This is a genomic window from Psychrobacter sp. 1Y4, from assembly GCF_051847555.1.
On sequence record NZ_JBPYDE010000003.1, the window covers coordinates 253,786 to 276,629 of the forward strand.

Below are 22,844 nucleotides of genomic sequence, written 5' to 3' on the forward strand. Positions count from 1 at the left end.
ACAGAACAAACCTATATAGATAGTAGGCTTAACTATCAATAAAAACGTTCAATAACCGAATAAAATGGAGAAAACAATGAAAAAGACGATGCTTGCAAGTGTTTTATTATGTGGTTCAGCGTTAGCAATGACAGGTTGCCAAACAGTACAAGATCAGCTCCAAACAGGTAATCCGTTTAGTCAACCTGCTCTAAAATCAACGATTAAAACGGTTGATGGTAATAAGGAAGTTGGTCAAGTGTTCTTGCGCCCTGTTGATGGCGGTGTACAGGTTTACGGTAAGCTTATGAATATGACACCAGGTAAAACAGTAGCGCTACATATTCACGAAACTGGTAGCTGCGCTGATATGGGTAAAGCAGCAGGTGGTCACTTTAATCCTGATAACTTCCCCCACTCTAACCCAGATGATATGAACGGTCATGCAGGTGACTTGCCTAACTTAACAGCCAACGAAGATGGTGTTGCCACTATCAACTATGTGAACAAGCAAATTTCAGCAGCTCAAACAGGTAAATACAGTGTCAATCGCCGTGCCTTTATCGTTCATGCTGGCGCTGATGACTATACCAGTCAACCAGCAGGTAACGCTGGCGACCGTATCGCTTGCGGTATCATCGAAAAGAAATAATAACGTTTAGCTTAACTCTTATCAACAATAAAAAACCTCTTAGGATGCTAAGAGGTTTTTTTATAGCTTAAAATTATTTATAGTAAAGGTAAAAGAAGCTTATTCTTCTACCCATTCGCCTTTGCGCCAGTACACACCCCAACGCGTGGCTTTGCCGTTTTTCTCAGAGCCGATATACTGCTCTTTTTTCTTACGTGACCAGCGCAAAATCGTTGGATTACCATCAGGATCCTCATCTGGTCCTTCAAACAGGTACTGAAACTTGTCTTCCATTTTGTCTTTGACTGCGCGTAGCTCAGCAAGCTTTGGCGCACGCGTCTCGCGTACTTTTGGGAACTTAGATGCTGCTAAGAACATCCCAGCCGCCCCCTCACGCAAAATGAAATAATCATCATGCTTGGTCGATTTGAGCTCCGGCATATGAATTGGGTCCATACGCGGCGGTGCCGCTTCTCCCGTTTTGAGCACTTTACGCGTGTTATCACATTTTTGACAAGCAAAGTAAGGACCAAAACGTCCCGTCTTTAATTCCATCTGCCCATCACACTTATTACAGTCGATGGTTGGCGCATCTGAGCCCGGTACTTCAAACTTACCTTCTTCTAGGATATAGCCGTCGCAATCAGGATTATTGCCGCAGATATGTAGCTTGAGACCGCCATCGACGATATAACCGTTCATGGCTGTACCACACTTCGGGCAGCGCTTTTTTTCCATCAAATCTTTGACTTCGGCCGCTTCATCGTCACCTTCGGCATCATCAAGATTAGCAAAAGCTTCGACTGGCATTAAGTTTTTTGTACCTTTACAGCGCTCCTTAGGGGGTAAGTTGTAGCCAGTACAACCTAAGAACACACCCGTTGAGCCCGTGCGCAGTTGCATCGGACGATCGCAAATATCACAGTGTACATCTGGCACATCCGTCGGATCATTAGGACGCATACCATCTTTATCTTTGGCATGTTCAAGTTTGGTCTTAAAGTCACCATAGAAGTTGTCTAACACATCTTTCCAGTCTTGATCGCCTTCTGCGACATGGTCAAGCTTATCTTCTAATGCTGCGGTAAAGGTATAATCCATCAAGTCTGGGAAGCTTGCTGTCAATCTGTCGGTGACGATATCACCCATCTTTTCGGCAAATAAACGTTTGTTTTCTAATTTGACGTAACCGCGATCTTGAATGGTTGAGATAATTGAGGCATAAGTCGATGGACGTCCGATACCTTTTTTCTCAAGCTCTTTAACGAGACTTGCTTCAGTATAACGCGGTGGTGGCTTAGTAAAATGTTGGCTTGGATCAAGCTTATCTAAGGTGAGCTGATCGCCTTTTTTGACATCGGGTAACAAAGTATCGTCAGTTTTAGCTGGTGGCATCACTTTAGTATAACCATCAAAGGTCATGGTGCGGCCACGAGCTTTTAACTCGACATCACTGGCACCAACGAATAGGTTTACCGACAAATATTTTGCTGGCGGCATCTGACAAGCGACAAACTGACGCCAAATCAGCTCATACAAACGTATGGCATCGCGCTCCACACCTTTTAGCTGAGTAGATTTCATGTTGACGTTAGAGGGACGAACCGCCTCATGCGCTTCTTGTGCACCCTGTTTGTTACCATAAAAGTTTGGCTTTTCTGGTACATACTTTGCGCCATAGTTGTCTTCGATATAGCCACGTGCAGCAGCTAATGCGTCACCAGACAAGAAGGTCGAATCCGTACGCATGTAGGTGATATGACCCGCTTCGTATAAACGCTGGGCCAAAATCATGGTCTTTTTAACTGAAAACCCTAAGCGGGTGCTAGCAGCTTGCTGCAAGGTCGAGGTAATAAACGGCGCACTTGGACGTGATTGTGTTGGCTTTTCTTCACGCTCTTTTACGATAAAGTCGCTTGATTTTAATACCTCTAAGACTTTGTCAGTCTGCTCTTTATTGACAAGCTTAAGCGTCTTACCACCTTGCTTGGTCGCCTCTAAGCGCAAAGCAGTTTGCTCAGCGTCTGTAGGTTTTTTGGCAGTACTATTGGTAACGTGAGTATCAGCATGAATTTGCCAATATTCTTCTGGTATAAAAGCGCGAATTTCGTGCTCGCGCTCAACGACCAAGCGCATAGCAACCGACTGCACGCGTCCTGCAGACAGGCCACGAGCGACCTTTTGCCATAGCAGCGGCGACACCATAAAGCCGACGACCCGATCTAAAAAGCGCCGCGCCTGCTGGGCGTTGACGCGATCGATATCAAGCTTCGATGGTTCTTTAAACGCATTTTGAATAGCGGACTTGGTAATTTCATTAAAGACCACACGTTGATACTTATTATCAGGGCCACCGATGACTTCTTTTAGATGCCAAGCGATTGCTTCCCCTTCTCTATCCATATCCGTTGCCAAATAGATTTTATCGGCGTCTTTGGCCAGAGCTTTCAGCTCTTTGATAACTTTAGTCTTGTTCGGTAGTACTTCATAGACTGCTGCCCAGTCGTGCTCTGGATCGACACCCATACGGCGTACTAGAGCTTGCTGCGCCTTTTCTTCTTTGCTTAGCGTTTCATCTTTTTTGGCCGTCGTAGCTTTTTTGGCACTCTTACTGGCACTGACAGGCAGATCACGGACATGACCAATACTTGAGCGAACAATAAAACTATCGCCAAGATATTTATTGATGGTTTTGGCCTTGGCTGGTGATTCGACAATAACTAAAGACTTACCTTTCGGTTTATCAGCAGCAGTTGCCTTCTTTTTAGTTGTAGTTTTTGCCATATGTGACGACACCATAATATAAGTAGATTAAAAGTAAGGATAAATTCAGCAGCATGGCAATTTTATTGACTAATGATAATAGTTCAGCGTTTTATTGTAGTAATAGCTGCCATTAAAAATGTTTACTTAACAAACAATAACCATAAAACAAAAATACGGTTATAAAGACGTTACACTGCTAATAGTGAAACTGTCAACTTTAAATAATTTAGAGTTTGCCAAAAACGTCTGCTCAATATCCCTTAATGGAGATGAAAAAACCCTTTACCAGCTTCATGACCGTTTTATATGATTATGGCTTTTTTCGCATGGTTAAGGCCCACTTTTCAAGGTTTTCTTTGAGTGCAAGTAAGTCAGTTTCAATCATTTTTGATTGATAATTAGGATTGGTCAATGGACGAACATAAGCGATATCTTCCCAATATATAACAATGCTGTTAGATTTAGTCAGCAGACCTTTTACAAATGGCTCGATACTAACAGGCAAATCCAGCGGCGCCTTATCTAGAGCAAAATTGGATTTTTTGAGTACCGTACTGTTACTAGCTTGATGATTACGAATCACACTTGGAATCGTAAGCTTACTATTATCTGTACTCGTATCGATAAAATTGCTGTCTGGTCGCCATTGGCCATCAATGACTTGATAACGCATATGCGGCAGCTGTGTATCCTCTAACACAAGGCAGTACTGACCAAGCATCCCGCGACCATACTCATTGTCACGGCCTTTGATCCAATCAGGACAAGCCACAAGCTTTGGATGAAGTTGTAGACGACGCGCTGTCATACGCAGCTTATCTAAACGCTGATCAATACCGTTTGGTTTAAGCGCCATCATACTCCCTAATACAAATAGTACAATGACGACTGCGATCCATAGCCCCATGAAAAACTTGCCTTATCGTTTGGTTAATAAGCATCTATTAACATTATAAATGGTACTTGTTTGCTAGCTATCGTTATCAGATATGGCCAATTCTTTTTTATGCACTATATATTAAGCCAATGTGCTATGAGCCAATAAAGAGACACTCTCAAGATGCTATGTGCAGACTAATATCGCGGTCTTATACTTAAAATTCAAGCACAAGCTTCTGCTCTTTATCAGTAAAAGGCAAACAAACACTTCTATATCAACTACTTAAAAAGTGATAATAATTCAACCCGATAACAAGATATAAAAGTCATTCGTACAAAAAATGCTATGATAAACCATAATTTTAAACGCGCGCAGGTTTATTATGAAATATCTTCTTAAACAACACTCATTGGCTGCTGCTTTTGGCGACAAAGTAAACGATATACGAGTCAATAAATCGGGTATAGCATTGGGGCTGATGGGCGCGGCTGTACTCGCCTTATCAGGCTGTGCCACGACAAAAAACCTCACGCCGCAGCAGTGCCAAGCCAGCAATTGGCAAGAAGTCGGCTATGCAGATGGTATCCGCGGCCGCTCAGGGGCTTATTTTGGTCACTATACCAATCAATGTGCAAGCGTTGACGGCGCTACCCCTAACCGTATCCGATGGGAACAGGGACGCCAGCAAGGTCTCAAAAATTATTGTACCGAGCTGAACGCTTACAAGCTTGGCCGCGAAGGCTATGACTGGCAACCTGTCTGCCCGTTAGATAACATCGAAAAGTTAGAGGAAGCTTACTCGCAAGGTCGCTACTATTACATTCGTCAGCGTGACCTCGACTACCTACGCACGCCTTATCCGTTCGGCTACGGACCTAATCGCTTTGGCTATGGTTATCGTCCATTTGGCTATGGCTGGTAACCACTACAACGAGCTTTGAACTTTACTGGCATTGTTAAATAACATTGACACTTTAAAATCATTCTACAATAAAGAAACCTTACAAGGTTACCCAAGTAAGGCTGGAGAAAAAATTTATTATTTTAATTATTCTTCTTATTGTATTGATTATATTTTTATTGCTGGGTTTATTGGTTTTTTTGGCAAGCCTATTACTATAAGGGCCAACCTTTCAATACAGCCTATCTATAAAAACTACTCATTTACAAAAGCTATTTTGGACAGACCTGCTTCACTAGCCGTTGCCAATACTTGCGCCACGGTATCGTACTTGCTATCTTTGTCCGCGCGTAGCTGTATTGAAGGCTCTTGACCCTTAGCGCTTTCTTGTTGCAAACGTACCTCTAAAGCCTCTAGACTAATGGCTTTATCATCCCAAAATATTCCCGCATCTTCATCAATACTGATCTGAATCACCTCAGGCGGGGTCTCATTAACTGTGGCACTAGTTTTTGGCAAATCTAGTGGCACTGTGGGGTTTAATACCGTCGCCGTCAATAAAAAAATAATCATCAACACTAACATGACATCGATCAGCGGAATAAGGTTCATCTCATTCATACCTTGAACGTCATCATCACCCAGTTGAAATGCCATAATTACCCTCGACATGCTGCTTTTGATTCATTTGGTTATTCACACTACCACTTACATCTATTATCTGATCATAACCTTCGTCGGTTTTAACGACCTTATTAGAGGATGGCTACTACCCCTGTGATGGTGCTGAGCTATGATAATGCGCGGCGTGCTGTGCGTCTTTTTTGGCAACTTGCTGATCTTTTGCTAGCTGCGCGGTTGGTATGGTACTTGGACGGCTATTGGTGGCTGCTTGCTTGGCAGACGACGCTAATAAATCATGGGCGCGGTCATTGGCATGATACATAACGCGGCGATTGATACGCACTGCAAGGTTATAAAATATAACGGCTGGAATCGCGACAGCAATACCTAAACCCGTCATAATCAGTGCCTCGCCCACAGGCCCTGCTACTTGCGCAAGTCCTGCCTGCCCAGTGCTACCAATGTTATGTAGCGCATGGAAAATACCCCATACCGTACCAAATAGCCCGATAAAGGGTGCGATGGCGGCTGTCGTACCTAAAATAGGCAGTCCGCGCTCACTAGCAAAGCGGTAGCGACCGATATATTTGAGTAGCGTCTGTTCTGTAACCGAACGACGAGTGACCGCATCAGACTCTAGTAGATCAGACTGTTTGGAAGCAATCTGCTGACTCAAGTCGTCCGCGACTGTAGCAGCCAATTTGCGACTTTGTAGCACACGGATGATACCCGTCACCCAAGAGACAATAGACAAAATCAATAGCAAAAAGAACAGGGTCTTGGTCACCATATCGCTAATTTGCCAGTAGTGCATAAAGTCCATGTCAGACTCCTTAATGTTTAATACCATTACAGGATAACGCCACTTTTATTACAGCTTTCGTTATCACGAATATTTAAAATAAATATGTTTTAGAATATCTTAGTTAATCACCAGCGTTAGGGTACAGCGTAGCTGACAGGTAAGGTTACATCGCCTACCACAGGTACGCCGTTTTGTGTAAAGGGCTTAAACTTGCCAGAGCGTACTTGACGCTGCGCCTCTTTATCTACTCTTGGATTGCCTGACGACTGTGCCACTCTCACACTATCAATGCCGCCTTGCTTATTGACTCTTAACACTAGTACCACGTTAAAGGTATCACCTGAGCGAGCATTACGAGCAGCACGCTCAGGAAAGCTCAATCTCGGTGCAGATGCCCAATCTGCATTACTGGCAGTAAAGCTCACAGGCGTATTGCTTGCTGCAGCTTTCGCTTGTGCTGCCGCCTCGGCAGCTTCTTTAGCTGCTTTTGCTTGTGCTGCTCTTTGTGCTGCCGCTTGTTGAGCAGCTTTTGCTTCAGCTTCTCTAACAGCTTGTTCTGTGGCCAGCTTCTCAGCCTCTTGCTCAGCTTTATCACGCGCTTCTTGCTCAGCCTTCTGCTGTGCTTGCTCTATTCTACGATGCTCTTCAGCTTGGCGGCGCTCTTTGGCTCTGCGCTGGTCTTCAACCACTTGAGTATCGACTTTAAGCTCAGCTATTGGTGTTTTTGTTTTAATGATGTCAGGCTTTTTTTCTTCTACTTTTTTGGGCGGTGCGACCTCAGGTTTCTGCTCTTTTATGACAGGTTCTTTACGCGGTTTCGGCTGAGCCTTGACGGCTGGTGACGCTTTAGGTTTGGGCGGTGTGGCTGGCGGCAAATCAGGAACCACTTCCTCCACCGCTGCCACAGGCTGTTTTTGCGACAATGTTACAAGCTCTATCTCGATAGGCGGTATTTGGTTTTTTGGTGCTACTTTTATGTCAGGTGCTTTCATCCCAATCAAGGCTACAGCAGTCAGCACATGTAGGCCAATGACAGCCGCGACAGCTGTCAGTGTTAATTTGGAGGATGGTGCGTCTAAATTCGTTGAACTCATAACACTCTAATATGCATTAACTAAGATATAATGGTGTAGATAATAATGCAAACGATAATTATTATCAATAATAAATTATGATAATTTTATTAAATAATTGCCTGTTAGATGATAAGCAGATGGAAGTTTATAGGTCGTAAATAAGGGGTTTTAATTGAATAAAATAAAAGAATATTCAATATACGTTAATAAAAACCATTATCGTTTATATTGATAATGAGTCTCAATTAATTTATCATGACCGCTTATCTATGCGCTAAGACTGCTTAATTAGACCAATAACATCAATAAGCCTGTAGATAGTGAATGCATAAATGATAAAAAATACCACCGAGCTTTGTCTTGTGTACCGCCCCATGTAGTTAATCCTGCAAGACAAATTTTTCTTGTTTTAGATGAGTAGTGTCACGACTATTTTTGTATTTAAGACTAACGTTGAGGCTTTTAAGACGCTGATCAACATTTTTTTATACACTGCTCATTCAGCTGATATACCGAGTTCCTTATGGCTAACAATAATTTTACGACCGCTACTACTTTATTTAAACGTCCATTATTAGCAACGATGACGGCAGCAATGCTTGTCAGTATCGGTTTAACTGGCTGCTCGTCACCTGACTCAAATGAGACGGAAATAGACGACACTAAGGTTGAGAATAAAACAGCGGATGCGGCTTCAAACGTCGCTAATAATGATGCCGTTTCTGTCAATGCTATCGATATTGATACAGTAAAAGGGGATGTCAGCCTACCGATCAATCCCTCACCAATAGCGGTCTACGACATGACCCTATTGCAGGACTTGGCGGCGCTTGATGTCGCAGTCACAGGTATCCCAAGTGGTCTAAAATTGGATAACTTGTACTCCAAAAATCAGCCGGATCCAGAAGAGGTGGGTACGGTATTTGAGCCTGATCTTGAAGCCCTAAACGCCATGCAGCCACAAGCGATTTTGGTCGGCTCACGTATGGCAGAAAAATACAATGAGCTCTCAAGCATCGCGCCCACACTTGATATGACGATCGATACCACCAATATTTACGAGTCCAGCAAACAGCGCTTGCATGATTTGGGGGCCTTGTTTGGCAAAAGTGATGAGGCGCTAAAGCTGCAACAAAACATCGACGGACTGATTGATGAAACCAAAGCTTTGAGCCAAGACAGCGGTACCGGCTTGGTGGTCATGGTCAATGGTAATAAGCTGTCCGCCTATGGTGATAAGTCGCGCTTCGGGTTTATCCATAGCGTGCTTGGCGTGCCAATGGCAGATAAGCAAATCGAGGACGCGCGTCACGGCCAGCCGATCTCGTTTGAGTACCTGCAAAAAACCAATCCGGACTGGTTGTTTGTCATCGACCGCAGCGCGGCTATCGGTGAAGATGGCGTGGGCGCAAAAGCGGTACTCGATAATCCGCTAGTGGCGCAAACCAATGCGTGGTCAAAAGACCAAGTGGTGTACCTAAGCCCAGACTCCTACCTGGCATTTGGTGGTTATAATCAGTGGATGCAAGACTTGACCTCGATTAAGACCGCTTTTAGTAATGCAAAATAATACCTCAAATACTCTAGCGTAGGCTGATTTCTCATTCAGCCTACAACAGCTTTTAAGCCAGTAGCCGTTATGTCATTATTTTCTAAACGTAATAACAGTAGTGCCTATCATGCGACTCACGGCGCGGCGAGCTTAACAGCAGTCTCATCTTGGCGCTCAGGATATGGTGCTCGCAGCCCTACCAGCAAGCGCACCCCGCCGCCGTGGCTCATCAATGGTGGCAGCTTAGTGGTTATGAGCTTATTGGTGTTATTAAGCTTATCCATTGGGGTAGCTGACTTCTCTTGGTCGGGTATGCTACAAAGCTTAGTGAATCATAGCGCCAATGCAGACAGCTCGCTGATGCTGGTCAGCCGTCTGCCGCGTACCATTGCCATTATTTTGACCGGTATTGCGATGGCGGTGGCAGGCATGATTATCCAAGTGGTGCTCAAAAACCGCTTTGTGGAGCCCTCCATGGTAGGCGCCACCCAAAGCGCCGCGTTAGGGCTATTGGTGGTCAGTTTGCTGTTTCCTGCCAGCACCTTATTGATCAAAATGAGCGTGGCAACCGTGACCGCGCTTATTGGCATGATGGTGTTTATGGCGCTCATCCACCGTATCCCGCCGACGGATTTTTTGATGATTCCGCTGATTGGTATTGTTTTTGGCGGTATTATTGAGGCGATTACCACCTTTATTGCCTATCAGACTGAGACCTTGCAGATGCTCAGCGTCTGGCAGTTTGGTGATTTCTCAAGCGTATTAGCTGGTCGTTACGAGCTGCTTTGGCTGACGGGCGCCCTCTGCGTCATTGCTTATATTATCGCGGATAAGCTGACCATCGTCGGCTTGGGTGACAATATCGCATTGAATTTGGGTATTAGTAAGCGTCAGGTTACTTGGATTGGCGTTGGTATGGTCGCCATGATGAGTGCGATGGTCGTGGTGACGGTTGGTATGATTCCGTTCATCGGTCTGGTTGTTCCCAATATCGTCAGCCGTATCATGGGGGACAAATTACGGCGTAGCCTGCCTGCGGTCGCGCTACTTGGCGCTTCTGCTGTGTTGCTGTGCGATATCATTGGGCGTTCTATTCGCTACCCATTTGAAGTGCCTGTCGCTACGGTATTCGGTGTGGTCGGTACGGTGCTGTTTTTATGGCTGTTATTGCGTGCTCCAGCTGAACAGTAGCACTATGTTTACTAACTTGTATTCATTTTCAGCACTCATTTACTGTCGTTTGTTTTTGCTTTATTAGCTAAGCTTGGCACCATAGGGGTTTTATATGTTCTCATCAACTAAGCTTACTTCTACAAAGATTGGTGCTACCAAAACCAGCACAGCGATAGATAACTTATCTTCAACAGACGGTCAGTATTCAGCCGCTACCCAAAGTCAGTTAGCAAAATTTTGGGCATTCATAGCTGCATATCCAAAATCCATAGCAGCTATCATTCTACTCATATCAATGACTTTGTTTCTGACCCTCAATGTCAATGGTTATTGGGATTTTGCGCTACCCTTACGCGGCAAAAAACTGCTGGCGCTCGTGGTGGTCGGCTATGCGATTGGGGTATCGACGCTCCTGTTTCAGACGCTAACGCACAATCCGATTTTGACGCCCTCCTTACTTGGCTTTGACTCGCTTTATGTGCTGCTGCAAAGTCTATTGGTGTTCTTTTTAGGGGCGATGAGCTTTGCCAGCATCAACCCCATTGCCAAGTTTACCCTTGAGATCGTTTTGATGTTTGGCGCCTCCTTATTGTTATTTAAGCTGCTGTTTTCTAAAAGCAGTCAGGATTTGACGCGACTGATACTAGTGGGCGTAATCTTTGGCGTGCTGTTTCGTAGCTTATCAGCTTTAATTGCGAGGCTGATTAATCCCGATGACTTTGTGGTGGTACAGTCGGCAAGTTACGCGCAATTCAATACCGTCAATCCGCAGCTACTGGGCATCAGTATGGTTATCTGCGTGATAAGCGCTCTGTTTGTCTGGCGCTGTCGTTACCAGTGTGATGTGTTGATGCTCGGTAAATCGCAGGCCATTAACCTTGGCATCAATTATCAACGCTTGGCATTTGGACTGTTAATCGTCATCGCTGTATTGGTCGCCACCGCCACCGCGCTAGTGGGTCCGGTGACTTTCTTTGGGCTACTGGTCTGCGCCTTGACCAACCGTTTGGCGCGTCATATGTATCATAGTGAGCGGCTGATACTCGTCAGTCTGATCGCCATGATTTGCTTGGTATTGGGTCAAACGATATTTGAGCAACTGCTCGGTATGGCTGGCGTGTTGTCCGTAGTGATAGAGCTAGCGGGCGGATTGATGTTTTTGGCATTGATATTTATGTCTCAACGTCGTTCTTTATGACTATTTAGCTGACACTATTCATTTAGTTAATACGATTCATCAAGAAAACCCTAAGATTTTTTAAAATAAGACGATTATGATTAAACTGAATAATATCTCTCACCATATCGGTAAACAACAGATCTTGCATGACATTACGTTGACCTTACCAACAGCACAGGTGATTGCTCTGATTGGCCCTAATGGCGCTGGGAAGTCTACGTTGTTTTCTGTCATGGCCCGCTTGCAGCCGCTACAATCCGGTCAAGTGAGCTTCGGTGAATATGATATTGTCAGCTGTCAAGCACGGACACTTGCCAAGACTGTCGCTATGCTCGGGCAAGACAATCATGTACAAGGACGCCTGCGCGTACATGAGCTGCTGATGTTTGGTCGTTACCCTTATCATCAAGGACAACCCACCGCAGATGATCAGCAAAAAGTGCAAGAAATCCTTGAGCGCTTTGAGCTTGAGCCACTTGCCGAGCGCTTCTTGTCGACACTGTCAGGTGGACAGCGTCAGCGCGTACTTATCGCTATGATTGTCTGCCAAGATACGCCCTATCTGCTGCTCGATGAGCCATTAAATAATTTGGATATGTATCATTCGGGCCGCCTCATGCGTGAGCTGCGTGAGTTAAGCCACAGTCAACAAAAAACTGTAGTAATTGTCCTGCATGATATCAATCAAGCCACACAATTCGCTGACACCGTAGTCACCATGAAAGAAGGCCAAGTGATGGCTGTTGGTCAGCCTGTCGATGTCATCACGCAAGAAACGATGAAAGAGTTATACAACGTCGATGTAACTGTGCTCAATCATCAGGGCCGTCCAGTGATTGTTGATACGGTTTAAGATAAGGTAGGCAAAAAACTAAAACTGTCGCTTAAAAGGCACTGTTACCTAATAGTTGGTATCTAAAACATCGAGGCTTATTAGGACATACAGCTTGGGACGGACTTCTCTTTGGTTGTTATGCTTGACTTATAACGCTAACGCGGCATCTTCACGCTTAATGACTTTGTGCTCATCTTCACTATTATCTAGCTTCCAGTAACTGGAGATATAAAAATAGGCTTTATTCACGCTTTTTTCTTTAAAGTAGCGGCGTAGCGCGCGCATACTATTGAACTCACACGCCGTCCACACGGCCACCTCACCGTCCAGCCAGTCCAGCGTGTTAATTTTATCTAATAACGGATAGTGGCTATCGGTGGTTACCGGATTTATCACCCAATGGATCGTGATGTTTTCTGGTTTTTGTAGCGGCTGAATATCGTCTTCGCTTAATACTTCTATCACTGCATAGCCCGTAGCGTCTTTAGGCAGCTGTGCCAAATTGACGGTGATGGCTGGCAGGGCGGTCATATCACCTGCCAATAAAAACCAATCCGCCTCATGATTGATAAGCTTTTTGGGGCCTGGTCCCCCGATCATAATGGTATCACCGACCTGTACGGTTTTGGCCCAATGTGAGGCAGGACCTTCAGCGCCTTTGTGATTGAGACCATGCAACACAAAATCGACATCAATCTTATCAGCGCGTTGCTGGATAATGGTATAGGTACGCATGATAGGCTTTTGCCCTACCTCTCCTGCAAACATCAGCTTAATATAGCTACTTTCTTGATCTGCTGGGAAGCCTTGCATGCCTTCACCGCCAAGCGTAATGCGGCGCATGTTTGGGGTGGTATTAGCGATGCCTTTTACTTCCAATAGTCTTGGATTAGGTTTGGCCATTTTCAGCTCCTTTTAACTGTCTCGTTGACCCACTTTAAAAAAGATACAGTATCTTAGTGGGATCTAAAATTACGATAAAAAAAGCCAGCTCTCATACAGACAGCTGGCTTTTTTGTACTTAAAATACCAAAAAAGGTTTAGAATTGATACGTGAGTGAGGCTTTGATGTTGCGACCTGGCTCAAAGTCAGTACTCTCATCTTCAATGGCATTGAAGCGTGACGCATGGCTGGCATAGGTTTCATCAAACAAGTTATACACTCCAAGCGTTGTAGTAACATTATCAAGCTGACGCGGCGCGTAATCCATATAGATATCGTGTACGTCATAGCTTGGCTTAGTCTCTCCTTGATTGTCAGTGATAGAGGCGACATAAGTACTGCGCCAGCCAAGCCCAACCATATCATTTGGTGCATAGTTTAAGTTGACCATATAGCGATCGCCTGAGTCAGCACTACCGCCGCTCACTGAGGGAATGCTATCGCCAGTCTTATCGCCTTCGCTACGGGCACGCGAATAGCTCAGACCCATGCCAAAGTCTTGAACAGCATAGTTGGCCGCCAGCTCAACACCATCTATCTTATAGTCTTCATCACTGTTGTACATACCTTGGCACTCACCGCCTATCGCGCCAGTTTCGCAGTCCAGACCAAACCTGCCTGGGCGATCACCCGTACGCATATACAGCTGATAGTCTTCGATATTGGTTCTAAAGTATTTTGCACTCAGTTGTAGCGCATCATCAGCGACGGTTAGATCGCGTAGTGTAGTAGCCACACCAACTTCAGAGTTATAACCCTCTTCTGGCTTGAGATCATTATTGACATAAAGTCCTTCACCGTTTTTATTAAACACGGCTTGAGCCAAATCTGGGCCATTAAACAGCTGAGTATAACTAGCAAATACTTGCGTGCGCGGGGCAATCTCGTAGCTGGCCGCCAAAGCACCGACGACATTGTCATAAGTGGAGCCACCCGCCACAAATTCAGGCGATTTATAACGGTCATAGCGCACGCCTGGCGTCAGGGTCAATTTGCCCATTTGCCATTGGTCTTCTAGATAGACTGAAGTGTTATTGGCACTGTCATCACCAGTCTGAGCACCATCTCGCGCCATTTCAGATTCTTTTTTATAATGCTCAGCGCCTGCGATTAGCTTATGGCGACCTGCATTGGTATCAATGACACTGGTGTTTTCAACTTTAGCGCCCGTGGTTTTTACTTTTGCATTCCAGTCATAGTCTGATGTTACCTCAGCATTATTATTACGAGAAATCTCTGTCTCGGTTTGATAAACAGTGGTATCAACATCAACCAGCTTATTTAGCGGATTGAAATTGTAGTCGAGCGTATAAGTGTCGCGTTTTACCTGTTGCGGTATTGGGTCATCACCTAAGCTTGGAAAATCCGGACGAAATGGGAAAACACCTTCTTTGTCGGTACGGCTAAAGCTTGCACCCACTCGGTGATTGTCCGTGAGATAAGCACCAGCTTTTAATAAGACATTTTCGCTTTCGCTGTCTTCAAACAATTCGCGGCCGCTGCCATCTTCGCCTGAGTCTGTATCACGTTTGCCATAGTAGGCCAATAAATCGACATTATCAGTTGGCGCGCCATAGACCGTCGCTGATGTGAGTAGCTCGTCATTATTACTGGCATAACCGGCTTTTAATTTTGCGCCAATTTTTTGACCAGGTCTTAGCAAGTCTGCGGCATCAACGGTTTCAAACGCGACTGCACCGCCCAAGGCATCATTGCCAAGCGTGACTGAGTTGTTGCCCACGGACACCTCAGCTTGCTTGAGCAAGTCAGGATCGATGGTGACATCGCCCATATGATAAAACAGTGGCCCTTCTTGGCGCGCGCCATCGATTGAGACTTTTAAATTGGTATCATCAAGGCCACGCACACGGATGCGCTGATTGACTGTGGATGTGCCGCCGACTGTCACCCCTGGCACCACGTTTAAAAAATCGCTCAAATGGCTGGCCTGCTTGGCGGGCGTATAATCTTCGATATAAACGCTGTCTTCTTGTACTTTATCTCTGACCGACGTATTGGCCGTAACGGTAATGGTTTGTAAGGTCGTACTAGGCGTATTGTCTGCCGCCGCACTGGCCGCTTGTGTCCATAATATGGCTGCCACACCCATTGATAATACGGTTAATGGGTTGGATGAGATTGATAACTTTACTTCACGCATAACACACTCACTTTAATGACGGTCAAAATTATATTTTTAGAATTACTATTAAAAACTGTTTATCAACGGTTTTTACCCTAACTCACCTTTTAAATACTTATCTGCTTTTAACAAGATTGGTTTTACAACAACTAAAGCTTCAATCGTAATCAGTTAATTACATATAATAAGAATATTGTAAATGTTAATGATAATGATTAACATTTAAATAATGGCAAGTATGATAACGGAGTAATAACATTTTGGCAATAATTAATATGAGAATTTAATATTAGAAAAACATTGCAATTAGCTACCTTTTCGTTATACGCTAAGATATCTGACCATATAGTCAGGTTTTTTAGGTATTATAGTTAATGACATTAATAAATAGATGATTATTGACATAGTTAGTGCTATTTAAAGAAGTTATAAATCAGCTACATACAGTTGGTTGCGTAACACTTTAAGCAAGCGACTGTTATAACTCTTTTATAGTAAATTAACTATTAATAATGGCTAATCGGTTTTATTAATTAGCACAAGGATCAGTGCGACTCTTTGTTGGATAGATAGGCAATACGATTCGTTATATAGTTTTAAGCGAATAGGGAGTTCTAGCTTACACACTTCCTGTATTACTAAATATTTCTGATAAGGATTGGACTAAAAAGTCACTCTAGGAGGAAGCCCAGATGAGTAAGACCACTCAAGGAAACCCTGATTTATTATACGGTCTGCATGATCGTCCCGCCCCTACAAAAGCATTTTTAGGTGCCGTACAGCACGTCTTAGCCGCTTTTGTCGGCGTTATTACTCCCTCATTAATCATTGGTGGTGTTTTAGGTCTGGGTGAACATATTCCCTACCTTATCAGTATGGCCCTGATGGTATCTGGGGTTGCTACCTTTATTCAGACTCGCAAGGTCGGCCCTGTAGGCTCAGGCCTTATGGCACTACAAGGTACCAGCTTTGGTTTCTTAGCGGCCGTATTGGCGGCAGGTTTTGTAGTCAAAAACAAAGGGGGAAGTCCTGAAGAGATTTTATCGGTCATCTTTAGTATCACCTTCCTTGCAGCATTCGTTGAAATCTTTTTAAGCCAGTTCATCACTAAACTTAAGTCCCTGATGAGCCCAATCGTCACTGGTTGTGTCATTGTCACTATCGGTCTGTCACTCACTAAAGTTGGTCTAACCGATCTAGCAGGCGGTGTTGGTGCTGAAAATTTTGGTAGCATACCAAACTTGTTACTAGGTGGCGGTGTCTTAGTGAGCGTAGTGCTTATTAGTATCGTACCCAATAAAGTTATTCGCTCAAGCGCTATTTTTATTGGTCTGATGTTAGGCTTGCTGATAGCAGCATTTATGGGTCGTATCGACTTCTCTTTAGTCGCTGAAGCCCCACTATTGACTGTACCTATTCCTTTTAAGTTTGGTTTTGGTTTTGATTGGCAGGCGTTTATTCCTATTGCCTTTATGTATATCATTACTAGTATTGAGACTGCGGGTGACTTAACTGCGACCTCAATGATCTCAGGCGAGCCTATTAAAGGTCCAATATACGAAAAACGTATTAAAGGTGGGGTATTAGGTGATGGTGTCAACTCCGCCATTGCTGGCATATTTAACAGCTTCCCAGTCACTACGTTTAGTCAGAACAACGGTGTTATTCAGATGACAGGTATTGCCAGTCGTTATGTTGGCTTCTATGTCGCTGGTATCTTATTCTTTATGGGTTTATTTCCTATCTTGGGCGCTATATTTACTCAGCTGCCAAAACCAGTTGTTGGCGGAGTAACCTTGCTAATGTTTGCAACCGTGGCCACCGCTGGTATTCGTATTCTATCAACAGTGAACTTTACTCATCGCAACATTTTAATCATTGCCACATCTTTAGGCCTTGGCTTGGGGGTTGCATTTGTACCTGATGTATTCGCACAAATGCCACAGCTATTCCGCAATATCTTTGGTTCAGCAGTGACGATGTCAGGTATAGTAGCTATTATGCTTGATATGATTTTACCGAAGAGCTTCGGTGTTGAATACGATACTGATGAGCAGCATCATGAGGATGGCTTGAAACCTGTACACAAATCACCTCAGAGTAAAAATGAGGTCGAAAGACAGGCGCTATAATTTGCCCTTCATTTAATTGAGTACAGCAAGAAGGGCTTGCTGTACTTTTAGTACCTGTTTAACGATAAAGCACTCATACAGCTCCATTGTTAATAGGGTTTTTCGTATTGACTATACAAGCCATTAAAGACCACAGCCTTTCAAGATAAACGGTACCAAAAACTCAGCCGCTCGTGCTTCATCTTGCTTATCATAAGCATTTTTCTCCATTAGACCGACGATTTCTGTTTCAAATTCAGCATACCTTTGAGTTGTCGCCCAAATCAGAATCAGCAATTGTAATGGATCAACAACGCTTATTTTGCCTTGTTCATGCCATGTCTTCATTACCTGCGTTTTATCCAGTGCCCACTCTTTCATCGTAGTCGACATAAAATCATGGAGGTGCGGTGCACCGCCGATGACCTCAAGCGCGAACAGCTTATGTCGGTTTGGATTGGCAAATGCCTGATGCAGCTTGGTACGTACAAACTTTTCGATAACGACTTTGGGATCACTATCCACTGTCATGGTAATCAGCCCCTCGTTCCATTCTTGAATAATAGAATGCAGCACAGCCTTGTACAGATTTTTTTTATTTTTAAAATAATAATGAATATTGGCTTTTGGTAACCCTGCTCGATCAGCGATACCTTGCATGGTGGCACCGCGATAGCTTTGTAGAACAAACTCCTCTTCAGCCGCTGACAAAATCAGTGCCTGATTTTGCGCGCGTATATCTTGTTGACTACGATGAGTATATGCTTCAAAGGCGGATGAGATGTTTTCTTGATTTTGATGAGCCATATTTTAAACCATTAGGTATTATTGTTGAGTAGCTATGTTCTGGTGAACAAATGAGTTGAATTGTTGGTTTTTATAGAACAATTTTTAGTTTTTATAGAACATAGTAAGATAAATACAAGTATTTCGCATAAAGTAGTTGACCAAATGGTCAGGTTTAAGCAGAATAGGTAATATTAAAGCAATAACTACTTAAGTAATACTACTTTTGTATAAAAAGAAAAGGATTTCGTTGTGAGCTTAACTTTACAGCAATTTAATACTCTCTCGCAAGAAAAGGCGACCTCATGTCTCTTAACCTGTTGCACGAGCACCAGCTGGGCACAGAAAGTGGCGAATGCTCGTCCTTTTACAGATATAGATGCTTTACTCACTTATAGCGATGAAGCATGGCAACAGGCTCAAACGACTGAAGCAAATCTGCTTGAGGCCTTTGACGGTCATCCGCAAATCGGTAATGTCGACTCACTAAAAGAAAAATACCGCAATACTCAAGATAGCGCTGCGCATGAACAATCAGGCGCAAATGATGCCGAGGATGATGTGATTGCAGCACTGGCTCAAGGTAATCAAGACTATCTAGATAAGTTTGGTTTTATCTTTATCGTATTTGCCACGGGTAAAAGCGCACAGCAAATGCTGGACCTATTGTTAGCACGCCTACCAAACGATCGCGCTACTGAGCTGGTTAATGCTGCTAATGAGCAAAACAAAATTACGCGTTTGCGCCTACAAAAACTACTGGGCACAGCTTAACTTAAACTTCGTCTTACTTGTACAATAAATAAAAGGAATTATCATGTCAGGTACTCTCTCATCACATATCTTAGACACCCATCTTGGCAAACCTGCCGCTGACATCGCTGTGACGCTCCATCGTGTAAACGCAAGCGGTGAGGCATCACTATTGGCCAAGGGGGTCACCAACGCTGATGGTCGCGTAGCACCAGATAGCTGGTCTTTTGACCCGACTATTGACATTGCCGAATATCATTTAGATGTTGGTCGTTATACATTAACGTTTGATACTCAAACTTATTTTGACGCACAAAAGCTAACAGCTTTTTATCCGCAAGTGGTTATCGATTTTATGATAAGTGACAATGGTCATTATCATATACCGCTATTACTAAGCGCACATGGCTACAGTACCTATCGCGGTTCGTAAAAATTATTACATTTCAGTGTAAGAACATACTGAATGAAAGAACATTGGACAAAAGGACATTTGCCATATGGGTGCATATCTTCTCGATTGGGTCGCTTTATTTTTTCGCTGGTTTCACGTTATTGCTGGAATTGCATGGATTGGTGCGTCCTTTTATTTTGTTTGGTTAGATCTTAGCCTTCGTAAGCCACCACAATGGAAAACCGACAAAGGTATTTCAGGCGACTTATGGGCTGTACATGGCGGCGGTTTCTATGAGATTGCTAAATATAAGCTTGAACCTGAAGAGATGCCCAAAACTTTGCATTGGTTTAAATGGGAAGCTTATACGACATGGTTGACGGGCATGGCGATGCTTTCTATTGTTTATTATGCCAACGCCACCGCTTATCTCATCGACCCAAGCAAAATCGCTTTTGGTAGTGGCATTGGTGCCATATCAACAAGCTTACTATTTTTATTTGGCAGTTACTTTATTTATGAAGTGATTGTTCGCAGTCATCTAGGCAAAAATGCCTTTGTATTTAGCTCGACTATCTTTACCTTATTAATTATTGCAACGTGGGGTTCGTATCAGCTGTTCAGCGATCGCGCGTCCTTTATTCATATTGGTGCCATTTTAGGTACTGTGATGGCAGGTAACGTATTCTTTGGCATCATGCCAGCTCAGCGAGCACTTGTAGATTGTGTGCGGCGCGGTGAAAAACCAGGTAAAGAAGTTGCTGATCTAGCTCTACAAGCAAAAAACCGTTCACTGATGAACAACTATTTTACCTTACCGCTTATTTTTACCATGATTAGTAACCACTATCCGATGATGTATTCTCATGAGCATGGTTGGTTAATCTTAGTATTTGTAGGTATTATCACAGCCCTTGTAAGACACTATTTTAACCAAAAGCATTTAGGTAATACTCAAACAAAATTCTTATGGATTCCTGCGCTATTAACGTTATTATTAATTATTTGGATGCGTCCAGCCCCAATTAAGCCATTGCCTGCTGCTACAGCTCCAGTCGCTGCTGCACCTGCAGTGACTGACAGCACGCCACCGACTGCTAGTACAGATACTGAAGTAGAAAATGCTGCAGCCGTTGACACGACCAGTACTACTGACAGTGCTAATGATAGTAGCGCTGCTGAAACTGTACCAGTTACCGCCTCAGCTGACGATGCTATCATGGCTGTCGTGCATACGCGCTGTAGTACGTGTCATGCCGTGCAGCCGACTCAACAAGGATTTGCTGCCCCGCCAGCAGGCATCATCCTTCAAACGCCTGAAGATATGAAAATTCACAAAGCCAAAATCGTCACTGCAGTACAAAGTGGCTATATGCCTCTAGGCAACATTACGCAATTAACGGATGAAGAACGTCAGCAGATCGTCGCTTACACTTCAGGTTTGTAGTTTTCAAATACCGACTCTTATGGTGTAAGTAATAATGCTAAGCTCATGATTACTTACCGTTTACAACGTTGTCGCTATTCATTCAGTTAAGTCAAAAATTATCTTGACCAATGACTTAGACATCCTTAAAGTGTTAACAATGGATATTATTAAGTGTTAACAATCTCAGTTACGATTGACTCTAATCTAAAGGAAGAAAAGGATGTCTAATAATGAGCGACAAGGAAGTCAGCAGAATACTCATAAGAACACGGCTCTCTATGACTGTAATAAGTTTAATCCCGAGCGTAAAAGCTCCAGATTATACAATGAAGATTTAGCACCGTTACAGCCAGAACAGCGCAACTGGGGCTGGTTTGCGATATTTAATGTCTGGTCTAATGACATCCAAAGTTTATTTGGTTATACCCTTGCTGCGTCTTTGTTTTTGAGCTATGGTTTGAGTGGTTGGTGGGTTATGGCAGCCATTATCTGTTCAGGCTTTATCGTCATGTGGATGGTGAACTTAACTGGTAAGCCTAGTGTCAAATATGGTATTCCTTTTCCTGTATTGATACGTGCCAGCATGGGCATCAACGGTGCCAATTTACCTGCTATTTTACGCGCTATTATCGGTATCTTCTGGTATGGGGTGCAGACCTACTTTGCCTCGACCGCAGTCGCCATCTTATTGGCAATCTTTATAGGCAGTCCGGATACAACATTTTTAGGTTTAAACAGTACCGCATGGATTGCTTTTGTGATTGTTTGGGTATTTCAGATTCTGCTATTTTGGGCAGGTATTGAGCCAATCAAGCACTTTTTAAATTGGGCAGGTCCCCTGGTTTATGTTGTGATGGTCGTCCTTATGGCGGTTATTTGGTATCAGTCAGGTTCTGAGTTGCTACCAGCCATCAACTCTATCTTTGCAAGTGGCAGTGATTACAGTGGAAACTCCATCCAAGCATTTACTGCTATCGTCGGTACGATGGTTGCTTACTTTGCCGCAGTCGTCATCAACTTCGGGGATTTCTCACGCTTTCTACGCAGCGAGCGTGATATGCGCTTAGGTAACTTAGTGGGTCTACCCATTAATATGGTGTTTTTCTCTTTCATCGCTTTGGTCATTACTGCTGGTACCTTGGTCATATTTGGTGAAGCGTTGACCAATCCATCGGACATTGTTGATAGAGTGGACACCCTCTCCTTGACTATTGTTGCGGCGGTGACCTTTTTTGCTGCTACGGTCGGTATCAATATGGTCGCAAACTTTATTCCTCCAGCTTACGATTTGGCCAATTTGTTCCCTAAACATATTAACTTTCGTAGGGGCGGCTTAATCACTGCTATTATCGCCTTCTTTGTTGGCGCACTGTGGTTATCATTCATCAGTAAGATCGGTATTGTTGGTTTTGTCAATGCTGTCGGTGCCATCATCGCTCCATTTTTTGGAATCTTGGTAATCGATTACTACCTGATTAAACGTCAACATATCGATATGAATGATTTGTTTTCTGATCAGCCAACAGGCGCTTATTATTACTACAAAGGCTGGAACATTCGTGCGCTTATCGCCTTTGCCATCGGTGCTTTATTCTCTATTGCCACGGTGCTGATACCAGCGCTTACCAAGCTTGAAGGCTATGGTTTCTTGTTAGGTGCCGCATTAGGGGGTGTCGTATATTGGGTCTTGATGCGCTCTTATGCAGTAGATCCTGACACAATAGTAGAATGAGAACCACAGTATAAAAATAAGCCTGCTTGTAAAAGTCAGTACAAACGATCTTATCTTTGTACTGACTATTTGCTCAATAGGCGTTGCTACAATATCAAAACGGTTAGATCACTAATGAAGCCTACTCATAACGCTCAATCGATAACATTCA

The 22,844-nt window shown here is 43.7% G+C and carries 19 protein-coding genes; 11 read left to right on the top strand and 8 right to left on the bottom strand.

Annotation, left to right across the window (positions count from 1 at the left end):
• Positions 1–76 precede the first annotated feature (76 nt).
• Positions 77–631, top strand: coding sequence for a superoxide dismutase family protein (locus tag ACS8FC_RS03895; RefSeq protein WP_439261668.1), 555 nt, complete (start codon positions 77–79; stop codon positions 629–631).
• 99 nt (positions 632–730) lie between these two features.
• On the opposite strand, the gene topA is transcribed toward ACS8FC_RS03895, so the two are convergent.
• Entirely contained in the window at positions 731–3,394 is a 2,664-nt protein-coding gene (gene topA, locus ACS8FC_RS03900) for a type I DNA topoisomerase (RefSeq protein ID WP_439261669.1), read from the bottom strand.
• 292 nt (positions 3,395–3,686) lie between these two features.
• Entirely contained in the window at positions 3,687–4,283 is a 597-nt protein-coding gene (locus tag ACS8FC_RS03905) for a hypothetical protein (RefSeq protein ID WP_439295920.1), read from the bottom strand.
• Positions 4,284–4,638: 355 nt separating this feature from the next.
• On the opposite strand from ACS8FC_RS03905, the gene ACS8FC_RS03910 reads away from it, so the two are divergent.
• The gene (locus ACS8FC_RS03910) at positions 4,639–5,178 is read left to right on the top strand and encodes a DUF2799 domain-containing protein (RefSeq protein ID WP_439261671.1); all 540 of its coding nucleotides are present in this window, start codon (positions 4,639–4,641) and stop codon (positions 5,176–5,178) included.
• Positions 5,179–5,412: 234 nt separating this feature from the next.
• Here ACS8FC_RS03910 and ACS8FC_RS03915 read toward each other — a convergent pair whose 3' ends face one another.
• The 3 genes from ACS8FC_RS03915 to ACS8FC_RS03925 all read right to left on the bottom strand — a co-directional run bounded on the left by ACS8FC_RS03915 (position 5,413) and on the right by ACS8FC_RS03925 (position 7,680).
• A complete protein-coding gene (locus tag ACS8FC_RS03915; RefSeq protein WP_439295921.1) occupies positions 5,413–5,814 on the bottom strand; it encodes an ExbD/TolR family protein in 402 nt (133 codons plus the stop codon).
• A gap of 112 nt (positions 5,815–5,926) precedes the next feature.
• A complete protein-coding gene (locus ACS8FC_RS03920; RefSeq protein WP_439261673.1) occupies positions 5,927–6,604 on the bottom strand; it encodes a MotA/TolQ/ExbB proton channel family protein in 678 nt (225 codons plus the stop codon).
• 116 nt (positions 6,605–6,720) lie between these two features.
• Positions 6,721–7,680, bottom strand: coding sequence for an energy transducer TonB (locus tag ACS8FC_RS03925; RefSeq protein ID WP_439261674.1), 960 nt, complete (start codon positions 7,678–7,680; stop codon positions 6,721–6,723).
• 505 nt (positions 7,681–8,185) lie between these two features.
• On the opposite strand from ACS8FC_RS03925, the gene ACS8FC_RS03930 reads away from it, so the two are divergent.
• The 4 genes from ACS8FC_RS03930 to ACS8FC_RS03945 all read left to right on the top strand — a co-directional run bounded on the left by ACS8FC_RS03930 (position 8,186) and on the right by ACS8FC_RS03945 (position 12,420).
• Positions 8,186–9,232 (top strand): siderophore ABC transporter substrate-binding protein, encoded by a 1,047-nt coding sequence (locus ACS8FC_RS03930; protein ID WP_439261675.1) that lies wholly within the window; start codon positions 8,186–8,188, stop codon positions 9,230–9,232.
• 69 nt (positions 9,233–9,301) lie between these two features.
• Positions 9,302–10,405, top strand: coding sequence for an ABC transporter permease (locus tag ACS8FC_RS03935; RefSeq protein WP_439261676.1), 1,104 nt, complete (start codon positions 9,302–9,304; stop codon positions 10,403–10,405).
• A gap of 94 nt (positions 10,406–10,499) precedes the next feature.
• Entirely contained in the window at positions 10,500–11,585 is a 1,086-nt protein-coding gene (locus tag ACS8FC_RS03940) for an iron chelate uptake ABC transporter family permease subunit (RefSeq protein WP_439261677.1), read from the top strand.
• A gap of 76 nt (positions 11,586–11,661) precedes the next feature.
• Positions 11,662–12,420: an iron ABC transporter ATP-binding protein gene (locus ACS8FC_RS03945; protein WP_439295922.1), complete on the top strand. Its 759-nt coding sequence runs from the start codon at positions 11,662–11,664 to the stop codon at positions 12,418–12,420.
• Positions 12,421–12,549: 129 nt separating this feature from the next.
• Here ACS8FC_RS03945 and ACS8FC_RS03950 read toward each other — a convergent pair whose 3' ends face one another.
• Both ACS8FC_RS03950 and ACS8FC_RS03955 read right to left on the bottom strand, forming a co-directional pair.
• Entirely contained in the window at positions 12,550–13,305 is a 756-nt protein-coding gene (locus ACS8FC_RS03950; RefSeq protein WP_439295923.1) for a siderophore-interacting protein, read from the bottom strand.
• Positions 13,306–13,442: 137 nt separating this feature from the next.
• Positions 13,443–15,506, bottom strand: a complete 2,064-nt coding sequence (locus ACS8FC_RS03955; RefSeq protein ID WP_439295924.1) for a TonB-dependent receptor domain-containing protein — start codon at positions 15,504–15,506, stop codon at positions 13,443–13,445.
• Between the two features lie 674 nt (positions 15,507–16,180).
• On the opposite strand from ACS8FC_RS03955, the gene ACS8FC_RS03960 reads away from it, so the two are divergent.
• The gene (locus ACS8FC_RS03960; RefSeq protein ID WP_439261681.1) at positions 16,181–17,620 is read left to right on the top strand and encodes a uracil-xanthine permease family protein; all 1,440 of its coding nucleotides are present in this window, start codon (positions 16,181–16,183) and stop codon (positions 17,618–17,620) included.
• Between the two features lie 123 nt (positions 17,621–17,743).
• Here the strand turns inward: ACS8FC_RS03960 and ACS8FC_RS03965 are convergent, their stop codons facing one another.
• Positions 17,744–18,406, bottom strand: a complete 663-nt coding sequence (locus tag ACS8FC_RS03965) for a TetR/AcrR family transcriptional regulator (RefSeq protein WP_439261682.1) — start codon at positions 18,404–18,406, stop codon at positions 17,744–17,746.
• A gap of 231 nt (positions 18,407–18,637) precedes the next feature.
• On the opposite strand from ACS8FC_RS03965, the gene uraD reads away from it, so the two are divergent.
• The 4 genes from uraD (at position 18,638) to ACS8FC_RS03985 (ending at position 22,693) form a co-directional block, all read left to right on the top strand.
• Positions 18,638–19,159 carry a 2-oxo-4-hydroxy-4-carboxy-5-ureidoimidazoline decarboxylase gene (uraD, locus tag ACS8FC_RS03970; protein ID WP_439261683.1) on the top strand — a complete coding sequence of 174 codons (522 nt, stop codon included), beginning with the start codon at positions 18,638–18,640 and terminating at the stop codon, positions 19,157–19,159.
• Between the two features lie 43 nt (positions 19,160–19,202).
• On the top strand, positions 19,203–19,571 hold the full coding sequence (uraH, locus tag ACS8FC_RS03975; protein WP_299217180.1) for a hydroxyisourate hydrolase: 369 nt from the start codon (positions 19,203–19,205) through the stop codon (positions 19,569–19,571).
• 67 nt (positions 19,572–19,638) lie between these two features.
• Positions 19,639–20,979 carry a urate hydroxylase PuuD gene (locus tag ACS8FC_RS03980; RefSeq protein WP_439261684.1) on the top strand — a complete coding sequence of 447 codons (1,341 nt, stop codon included), beginning with the start codon at positions 19,639–19,641 and terminating at the stop codon, positions 20,977–20,979.
• Between the two features lie 202 nt (positions 20,980–21,181).
• Complete coding sequence (locus tag ACS8FC_RS03985; protein ID WP_439261685.1) at positions 21,182–22,693, top strand: NCS1 family nucleobase:cation symporter-1; 1,512 nt, start codon at positions 21,182–21,184, stop codon at positions 22,691–22,693.
• The last annotated feature ends 151 nt before the right edge of the window (positions 22,694–22,844 follow it).